The 8,110-nt window shown below is 41.3% G+C and carries 11 protein-coding genes; 6 read left to right on the plus strand and 5 right to left on the minus strand.

The window, feature by feature from the left end; genetic code table 11:
* The first annotated feature begins 92 nt into the window (after positions 1-92).
* From PMEL_RS12070 to PMEL_RS12085, 4 genes are all read left to right on the plus strand, one after another.
* Positions 93-287 (plus strand): hypothetical protein, encoded by a 195-nt coding sequence (locus PMEL_RS12070; RefSeq protein ID WP_120175568.1) that lies wholly within the window; start codon positions 93-95, stop codon positions 285-287.
* 12 nt (positions 288-299) lie between these two features.
* The gene (locus tag PMEL_RS12075; protein ID WP_120175569.1) at positions 300-1,277 is read left to right on the plus strand and encodes a replication initiation protein; all 978 of its coding nucleotides are present in this window, start codon (positions 300-302) and stop codon (positions 1,275-1,277) included.
* A 233-nt stretch (positions 1,278-1,510) separates the two neighbouring features.
* Complete coding sequence (locus tag PMEL_RS12080) at positions 1,511-1,699, plus strand: transcriptional regulator (protein WP_120175575.1); 189 nt, start codon at positions 1,511-1,513, stop codon at positions 1,697-1,699.
* Entirely contained in the window at positions 1,687-1,968 is a 282-nt protein-coding gene (locus tag PMEL_RS12085) for a virulence protein (RefSeq protein WP_017645541.1), read from the plus strand. The genes PMEL_RS12080 and PMEL_RS12085 overlap by 13 nt, the downstream gene beginning before the upstream one ends.
* A 31-nt stretch (positions 1,969-1,999) precedes the next feature.
* Here the strand turns inward: PMEL_RS12085 and PMEL_RS12090 are convergent, their stop codons facing one another.
* Genes PMEL_RS12090 through mbpA form a run of 3 tightly spaced genes read right to left on the minus strand, consistent with a single transcriptional unit; the run spans position 2,000 to position 4,021 of the window.
* The gene (locus PMEL_RS12090; RefSeq protein WP_231999471.1) at positions 2,000-2,890 is read right to left on the minus strand and encodes a hypothetical protein; all 891 of its coding nucleotides are present in this window, start codon (positions 2,888-2,890) and stop codon (positions 2,000-2,002) included.
* The gene (locus PMEL_RS12095; RefSeq protein WP_001878768.1) at positions 2,772-3,671 is read right to left on the minus strand and encodes a relaxase/mobilization nuclease domain-containing protein; all 900 of its coding nucleotides are present in this window, start codon (positions 3,669-3,671) and stop codon (positions 2,772-2,774) included. The genes PMEL_RS12090 and PMEL_RS12095 overlap by 119 nt, the downstream gene beginning before the upstream one ends.
* Positions 3,668-4,021: a mobilization protein MbpA gene (mbpA, locus tag PMEL_RS12100; protein ID WP_120175570.1), complete on the minus strand. Its 354-nt coding sequence runs from the start codon at positions 4,019-4,021 to the stop codon at positions 3,668-3,670. Before mbpA ends, PMEL_RS12095 begins: the two co-directional genes overlap by 4 nt.
* Positions 4,022-4,819: 798 nt before the next feature.
* On the opposite strand from mbpA, the gene PMEL_RS12105 reads away from it, so the two are divergent.
* Together PMEL_RS12105 and PMEL_RS12110 are read left to right on the plus strand one after the other, a co-directional pair.
* Positions 4,820-5,014: a hypothetical protein gene (locus tag PMEL_RS12105; protein ID WP_120175571.1), complete on the plus strand. Its 195-nt coding sequence runs from the start codon at positions 4,820-4,822 to the stop codon at positions 5,012-5,014.
* A gap of 12 nt (positions 5,015-5,026) precedes the next feature.
* Positions 5,027-6,043 carry a replication initiation protein gene (locus PMEL_RS12110; RefSeq protein ID WP_120175572.1) on the plus strand — a complete coding sequence of 339 codons (1,017 nt, stop codon included), beginning with the start codon at positions 5,027-5,029 and terminating at the stop codon, positions 6,041-6,043.
* Between the two features lie 1,193 nt (positions 6,044-7,236).
* Here PMEL_RS12110 and PMEL_RS12115 read toward each other — a convergent pair.
* Both PMEL_RS12115 and PMEL_RS12120 read right to left on the minus strand, forming a co-directional pair.
* Complete coding sequence (locus PMEL_RS12115; RefSeq protein WP_120175573.1) at positions 7,237-7,506, minus strand: Txe/YoeB family addiction module toxin; 270 nt, start codon at positions 7,504-7,506, stop codon at positions 7,237-7,239.
* Positions 7,499-7,756 (minus strand): prevent-host-death protein, encoded by a 258-nt coding sequence (locus PMEL_RS12120; RefSeq protein ID WP_120175574.1) that lies wholly within the window; start codon positions 7,754-7,756, stop codon positions 7,499-7,501. Before PMEL_RS12120 ends, PMEL_RS12115 begins: the two co-directional genes overlap by 8 nt.
* Positions 7,757-8,110: the final 354 nt, after the last annotated feature.

The raw sequence follows: 8,110 nt of genomic DNA on the forward strand, positions 1-8,110 counted from the left end.
AAACATCACAAATTTAATGTTATTGTTCACAAAAGTTTGTTTTTGTGATAATTAATTATTATATTTGCAGCATAATTGTAAATCAACGAATTATGGATAAAAGATTATTTAATGCACAGCTTAAGGCTGCAGAAGTTCAAACACTTCTTGCACATATCATCAAGAACGTAAACTACAAGCAAGATTTGGAGGAGGTGGCAGCACGTAATATCGACGTGATAAACGCTACTCTTTCAGAGGTCTGTCAGATGCTCGAGCAGGTGAACCAGGAACTAACAAATCAGTAATAACAAGATACAATGGCAAGGACTATCAAGAGTAATGAACTCGCAATTCAGTCGTATATCTTTACGACTGCAAAGTACGACTTTAATGCTTATGAAAAGCGTATTATGTACCGCCTGGTAGAGCTGGCACAAGACGAAATAAAGGGCATAATGATACGAGATAATATGCATAAAATAGAGCCGACCCTATTCGGCAGGGAGATAACTATGCCAGTAGCTGATATTCTCCGGAACGAGAAAGACCAAAACTATACCATAGCGAAGAAAGCCTTTCGGTCTTTAGCGCAAAAAGGTGTGGAATATGAAGACGATAAATTCTGGCAATATACAGCTATCATAGCAAACCCTAAAATAGATAAAATAAAGGGGTCTGTTGTCTTTACTGTTCTTGATGATATATGGCGATGCCTGCTGGACTTCACCAAAGGTTATCGTAAGTATGAGCTTGTTACCGCTATGCAGTTCAAGTCCGTCTACTCGATGCGTATGTACGAACTTATGAGCGGACAGACAAAGCCTTTGACATACAAGTTTGAAGACCTTAAAGAGCGGTTCGGAGTAAAAGATAAATATAAACTCGTAGGTCATTTTAAGACAAGAGTATTAGATATTGCAAAGAAAGAGCTTGACGAATGCAGCCCTTATTCTTTCAACTATACAGAAGAAAAAGAGGGTCGAAAGGTTGTCGGTTTTAATTTCTTCCCTACATTCAACCCAGAGAAAAAGGACCCAGAGCTGTACGAAAGGGAAAAACGTTCCAAGCTAACAGCACGTGCACAAATCAGCAAAGCAGCTTTAGACTATCTCCGATACTCGTTCGAGTTTAAAGCAGCTGAAATAAACAAGAATAAAAAAACAATCGTCGAGGGAGAGCAAAAAATACCCGATTTCATCGGATTTCTGTCTTCCCTTGTCGGATCATCGAGGACGGCAAAGAACCGCATCGGATATGTGATTAATGCTATCAAGAAGAAGACCGCAGAAATATAAAATAACTTGCATCAGATAATATGAACGCTGGAATTTTAATGATGATTTTCATCATCGCAATAGCCAATATTGGCGGTATTTACTTCTACCTCCAAGACAAAAAGCAAAACTAAGTACAAAAACTTGCATCAGATGCAAGTCTATTCCCACCACATGCAAGATTTGCACATGGTGCAAACTTTTTCAAAATAAAACACTATATTTGCATTATGAACAATAAAAACATCTGTGATATGAAAGTTGGTGATAACGTTTTGATTTCTCCCGACTTGACCCATCAGACAGATTGGGTTAAGGGAAAGGTTATCGACGTGGAACAAAATCAGTTTGTAGGGGTTGTTATCTCTGCTGAAACGTCTGATGGTGATATTTTCTTTGGGTACGAGGATTTATTTAAGGCTGCCGAAGTATGTATGCACTAAGTTTTGATATGGTTGTTTCTGACCTAAAGCAATACTACGGAGAGCCGTACAACAAAGCTTATTACGAAATAAAATCTTTGTTGAAAGACAATGGTTTTACGTGGGTTCAAGGCAGTACATACCTAACTGCAAACGATGACCTTACCGCACTTGTAAAAGTTGTTATGGAACTTTCCAAAATAGACTGGTTCAAGAAGTCGGTACGTGACTTGCGTGGGTTCAAGGTTGAAAGCTGGTCAGACTTCACAAGCCTTGTAAAAAACTCATAAATGGGATAAAAGCGAGTTCCGACAATTCGGATTACTCGCTTTCTTGTCCGAGTTCCCTCGCTTTTTCCGCATAGTCTTGCATTATCTTCTGTGAAGTCTGTGGGTTCTTAGACTTGTAATACTGCCAGTATTTAGCATCCCATTGCACCTCGACCGCCTTTGTCTTTTCCCTTGAACAGTTAACTATCGTTGAAACCATCCAAGTGCAAAGGGCAAACAAGATAGTTGCACCAACTATAAGATGCCACTTCTTATCAGCAAACCACCCCATAACATTCTGCGTGTTCTTGATTTTCTGCTCCACCCTTTTCAGCTGAACATCGACCAACGCAGCAATACCGACTTCAAAACGTTTCATTTCCTCGTCAACACTCTTTGTTATAGCATTCTTGCTGCCTATTGATGCGGTCTGTTCAGCTGCTGTTATTGCTTCAGTAATCTGTTTTGCCTTTTCCTCCAGTGCGTGAATAGCTGCTGTATATTGGCTTTGTTGTGTGGTTGTTTGAAGTAAGCTGATAAGATTTCTAAAGTACTCTTCACTCTTTGTATCAAGATGAAGGCTCGGATTGAACTCTCTAAGTTCATATAACAAAACTTGGTATTTATCATTAACCGCTTTCCAATTTCTTTCCAGTTCGTTCTCTTTTCCTTGCAATCTGTCGATAAAACCGCCTAAATCAGAAGTAAGACTATCCACAACCTGGCGTAACTCTTCCCTGGTCTCCTGGACCTTGCCGATTAGTTCTTGGTTCTGTCCTATGATAGTACGCTCTGCATCTTTTGACATTCTGACAGCTGTACCCTTATCGGTGGAACACTCTGCCCCAACCCTTGATACGCTTTTCTTCGGTATCGACTTTTGGCTGGTCTGCTCGTTCGTCTTGCTTTCTTCGAGTTTCTTCTTGTATTCTTCTCTGTTCATCTTGTTTCTGTTTAAGTTCTTGTTGTAATTTCTTCCACTCGTTTTCAATCCTTGCCAGTGTTAGGTTTCTGTCTATCTTGCTCGCCTTGATGCGGTGTACTCCATCGGTGAGGAAATACCCCTGCAGAACGTTTGCCGTTCCGCTTTCATCGTGATGATAATATCTATCTATCTTTAGCCCTTGTTCCTCAACTGCACGTTCAAAACCATCAAAAGACCAATTTTTAAGCCCTCTGAGCGCATTTCTCGCCTTTTCCTTGATAACTGCCCGCTGTTCCTTTCCGATGTCCTCTGCGGTCTTTAATCCGTATTCTCTGGCTACTTTCTCGGCTGCTGCCTTTGCACGCAGTCCAATTTGGCTGTCAGATATTACGTTTCCCTCAAGGTCTATGCGGTTTATGATGTCGTGCAGGTGGGTGCGCTCGATGTCGTTTTCAGCACCATAGTGCAGTATAGTAATACGCTGCGAGTTGTCAACTCCGAGATATTGGAGCCATTTACTATGTGCCTCTTTCCACTTCGTTTCATCATCGCCCCATTGCTCGATTAGTTCCTTTGATGGAGAAAAGGAGAGCCAAAGGAAATCACGCTTTATGTTGTCGTGTCCCGTTCCGTTCTTCCAGTTCCTCATCTCATTGAAACATTCTTCGGGTGTTTCTCCAGATAGTCCGTGCATCTCAAAGCTGTCTGCAACGTCTACCCCATTGATTTGTTTTTCTTCTGCATACTTCACGGCTGCCCTGCCGTGGCTGATACTTTCCGCCTTTCCGATTATACTCATACTCTAAGTAGTTTTTTTAGTACACTTATAATACGTTCGTTTTGTAGTTTCACCATTATCCATTCTTGGCTATGGAAATAGTTGTTAAGCTGCTGTAGATTGTATCGCATAGCAGATACGACTTTCAGCTGCTCACGTTCATCATCGGTGAACGCTGCACGTGGTGTTCTCGATAGAACGACTTGCCGAAGATATTCGGATACGTTCTTTCCGCAACTCTTCGCTCTGTCTTCAATGATACGTCTTTCGGCATCATTGACACGGAAAGTGAGAGTTGTCTGACGCACTGGCGAAGATGTTTCTTGCCGTGTTCGTCGGAAGGTCTTTTTATTGTCTTTTTCCTTGTTCATATGGCGTTAGCCCTCTTTGCGACCGCAGGGAGAAAAGCCAGTTGTCAAGTATGAAATTAGGGGTGGTCCCTGCCCCCCTAATGTAATACGTTGACACAACTGGCTTTCTGCCGTTTATCTGCTGGGTACATCCTGCTGCAAAGATAGGTGATTTCATTGCAGCCTGCAAATTTTAAGCGTTAAAATTGCAGGTGTTTCAATGTAGCACCGCATCGGAGAAGTGAGGAGTGACCGAGAAGAAAAAAGGCAGAAATTCGTCACGGCGTTAGCCCCATCAGTGGGGTATAGGGGGCACGCCCCCATAGCGACCAGCACCGAAAAGCGACAGCGGTTAATCAGTGCGCCCGATGGTGTGGAGGAACGGAACACCCTGCGCACATAGTGAAGAGAAAGCGCAGCGAAACGAAACGACCCATACAGACCAAAACATACTAAAAAGTAAAAAATCTTTACAGCCAATAAAACGTTATTTCTTTGTAGTACCCCCAACCCCCAAGGGGGCTGCTTGCTTTCCCTTTGGTTTTCAGCGTTTTACATCGTTTTTTATTCGGGCGCAGCCCTCTAAAAAACCTATACTTTGTTTATAGCATGGTATGTTATATGCATATCAACATTTGTAAAAGACTGAATATCAAATATATAAACCACTAATATATGAGTTTTACAATACTAATATATGAGTTTTACAATACTATTTTAATACTTTATATATGAGTTTTACAATACTAATAATGAATTTTATTTTGTTTTCTCATAAATTATTTGTATCTTTGCATCATAATTGTAAATCAAAGACTTATGGACAAACGATTTTTTGATGCACAGCTTAAGGCTGCAGAAGTTCAAACACTTCTTGCACATATCAGCAAGAACGTAAACTACAAGCAAGATTTGGAGGAGTTGGCAACACGTAATATCGATGTTATAAACGCTACTCTTTCAGAGGTCTGCCAGATGCTCGAAAAGCTAAACCAAGAACTAACAAATCAGTAATAACAAAAGACAATGGCAAGACCTGTTGAAGAAAACAAGAATGTTATTCAGTCCTATATGCTTACGGCTGCTCGATACGATTTTAGTGTATATGAAAAGCGTATCTTATACCGCCTTGTGGAGTTGGCGCAAGCCGAATTGCAGGGCAAAGACTTTGTAGAATGGATTGGTATGAGAGTAGAAACAAATCTGTTCGGTGACAAGGATATCACAATGCCAGTGCGTTGTATTCTTGCCAACGAGGAAGACAAAAATTATGTTTTGGCAAAGAAAGCCTTTAAAGCTATGTCAAGCCGTACTATCGAGCAGACTAAAGGAAATGTTTGGTATCTCGACCACATGCTGGAGAGAGTAAGGGTAAATTTGGGTACTGGAGTAGCAAAATTCCGTGTATCTCCTAACGTCTGGAACATAGTGTTAGACTTCACAAAGGGGTATCGCAAATACGAATTAAAAACTACGTTGCAGTTCAAATCCGTCTACTCAATGCGTTTCTATGAACTTCTAAGCGGACAAACAAACCCCTTAGATTATTCTTTAGAGGAACTTCGTAAAATGTTCTCACTTGAGAAGAAATTTAAGGCTGTTGCTGATATCGAAAGATATGTTCTTGAAGTAGCCCAAAAGGAACTTGACGAAAGCAGCCCTTATTCGTTCACTTGGAAAAGGCAGGAAGTTGCATCGAGGGGGCGCAATGGAAAGAAAGTTGTCGGTTACACGTTCTATCCAAAGTATATTCAGAAGAACAAAGACCCACAGCTTGAACAGAAAGAACTGCAAGCAAAGGTTGGCAACATTGCAGGTGCTTATGGTATGCTTGACAGGGCTGTATCTGATTATCTTCTGTACAATCTGAATATGACCAAAGAGGAAATAAACGCTAACAAAGCTTTGTTCTTGACGGCTCAACAGACATTGCCAAACCTTGTCGAACACCTTGCAGACCTAAGAGAAAGAGCTGCACGAAGTGGCAAAGGCACCGGCTGGATCATCAACGGACTAAAGGGAAAAATAAAAAAGGGGAAATAACTTGCATCAGATAATATGAACGTTGGAATTTTAATGATGATCTTCGTCATCGCAATAGCCAATATTGGCGGTATTTATTTCTATCTCCAAGACAAAAAGCAAAACTAAGTACAAAAACTTGCACCAGGTGCAAAGCCTTTCCCACTACATGCAAGATTTGCATCTGATGCAAGATTTTGCGTGAGGTGGGAATTTTGGTTTATAGGGGGGCGTTTCGTTTCGCTGCGCTTTCTCTTCACTATGTGCGCAGGGTGTTCCGTTCCTCCACACCATCGGGCGCACTGATTAACCGCTGTCGCTTTTCGGTGCTGGTCGCTATGGGGAGACCCCTATACCCCCATGACGCAATAAAATTGCGATTTCCTACGCTCATTCGAGCAGCTTAACAGCTTATCAGATTGTATCATGACACACTCTAATTTGCCATTTATTTTCGTTTTAACGGCTTTTTTCTCTTTCGAAGATAAATTCTACCTAAAATTTCATTTAACCCTTCAGAAAGGCTTAAAATGCTTTTTAGAGATTTCAGATAACGCTTTCTAATGGGAAAGATAAAAAAAAGTATCGTTTGCGTTTGCGCAGAGCAAAATGATATAGAAAAATGTTTTAAACCTTTTACATTGGGAGGTAGCCTAATACCCCCCTCTCCTCGTGAGGGGGTATAGACACCCCTCACGAGGAGGGGGACTACGTGCGGCAAGCCGTGTCTATATTAGGCTCTCCGAGGGTTGACAATGTAAAAAACAGGGGGTGGTCCCTGACCCCATAAGACGAGAGACCACCCCCCCTGATAATTTCATTTCAGGGACCACCCCTTCTAAAATAAATAAATATCACAATTTCAATAAATTACAAGGCCAGGGACCACCCCCAGGGACCACCCCAAAATACCAAAGATTAGGGGGTGGTCCCTGGCTCGCAAAAACGAGAGACCACCCCCCTGATAATTTCATTTCAGGGACCACCCCCAGGGACCACCCCTTCTAAAATAAATAAATATCACAATTTCAATAAATTACAAGGCCAGGGACCACCCCCAGGGACCACCCCCAAAATATCAAAGATTAGGGGGTGGTCCCTGACTCGCAAAAACGAGAGACCACCCTTTGATAATTTTTATATAAGGGACCACCCCCCAGGGACCACCCCTAAGTTTATCAGAGACCACCCCCCTGGAACTACAAAATTAGTCCCTACTTGTCATCATAATGCCCCATAGCCGATAATACAAGTACAACGATTGTCGTATCGTTAACTATGTAGCGCAGACGGTTCTTCTTATCGAGTTTCCTCGACCACATGCCATCAACATAACGAAGCTGATGTGGGTGTCCTGTGCCAGTGTATGGATGTTCCCGAAGTTCGGCTAATAAAAGTTTTAATTTTTTGTATGCCTGCGCATCAGACTTTCTTAGCCTGGCTATTTCCTTTTGGGATTGTTCCGTGAAATCTAATTCATACATGGCCTGTACGCTCTAAAAAATCATCAAGACTTTCCCATTTCTCCATACGGCTAATACGACCATTCTTCAAATCGTCTAAGCCTTTTTGGATAGACAGAAGTTCTTCCCTTGTAAGCATATCCTCGTCTTTTGCAACGCTGATAAGGATAGGCTGTGCGTTTCTCCGAGCTACATAGATTGTTTCATGAGCTGCCAAATCAAAGTATTTCTTTTGATTGGCTCTAAATTCTCTTGTGCTTATTACCTGCATATTGATAAAATATAGTTTCCACTGCAAATATAACACTTTATTCTAAAATAAAGCGCATTTGTGTACTTATTTTTTCCAAAAAACACAAAATACGCATATTTTTGTACTTATTTGTGTACACCGCCATAAAAACGTTATTATCCTATCAATACCCCCTACCCCCAAGGGGGGGGTGTTTTTGTTTTTATTTTTCGGTCGATAAAGGCAACCCCCGACCCGTAAATAACTTTATCTCTGTTATAGACAACGTCTGTTATGTCTATCCTCGCGCGCGCGCATTATGCGAGAAAAAGGGGGTCTAACTATCACAAATTTAATGCTAAATATCACAAATTTAATGTTGTTTTTTATTTT

Origin of the sequence: Prevotella melaninogenica (assembly GCF_003609775.1) — a bacterium.
In the GTDB taxonomy this organism is placed as follows: domain Bacteria; phylum Bacteroidota; class Bacteroidia; order Bacteroidales; family Bacteroidaceae; genus Prevotella; species Prevotella melaninogenica_A.

Coding starts and splice junctions, on each gene's coding strand:
- PMEL_RS12090 (WP_231999471.1), bottom strand. CDS start 2,890: ATGAACAGAGAAGAATACAAGAAGAAACTCGAAGAAAGCAAGACGAAC.
- PMEL_RS12115 (WP_120175573.1), bottom strand. CDS start 7,506: ATGTATGAATTAGATTTCACGGAACAATCCCAAAAGGAAATAGCCAGG.
- PMEL_RS12105 (WP_120175571.1), top strand. CDS start 4,820: ATGGACAAACGATTTTTTGATGCACAGCTTAAGGCTGCAGAAGTTCAA.
- PMEL_RS12110 (WP_120175572.1), top strand. CDS start 5,027: ATGGCAAGACCTGTTGAAGAAAACAAGAATGTTATTCAGTCCTATATG.
- mbpA (WP_120175570.1), bottom strand. CDS start 4,021: ATGAACAAGGAAAAAGACAATAAAAAGACCTTCCGACGAACACGGCAA.
- PMEL_RS12075 (WP_120175569.1), top strand. CDS start 300: ATGGCAAGGACTATCAAGAGTAATGAACTCGCAATTCAGTCGTATATC.
- PMEL_RS12120 (WP_120175574.1), bottom strand. CDS start 7,756: ATGCAGGTAATAAGCACAAGAGAATTTAGAGCCAATCAAAAGAAATAC.
- PMEL_RS12080 (WP_120175575.1), top strand. CDS start 1,511: ATGAAAGTTGGTGATAACGTTTTGATTTCTCCCGACTTGACCCATCAG.
- PMEL_RS12070 (WP_120175568.1), top strand. CDS start 93: ATGGATAAAAGATTATTTAATGCACAGCTTAAGGCTGCAGAAGTTCAA.
- PMEL_RS12095 (WP_001878768.1), bottom strand. CDS start 3,671: ATGAGTATAATCGGAAAGGCGGAAAGTATCAGCCACGGCAGGGCAGCC.
- PMEL_RS12085 (WP_017645541.1), top strand. CDS start 1,687: ATGTATGCACTAAGTTTTGATATGGTTGTTTCTGACCTAAAGCAATAC.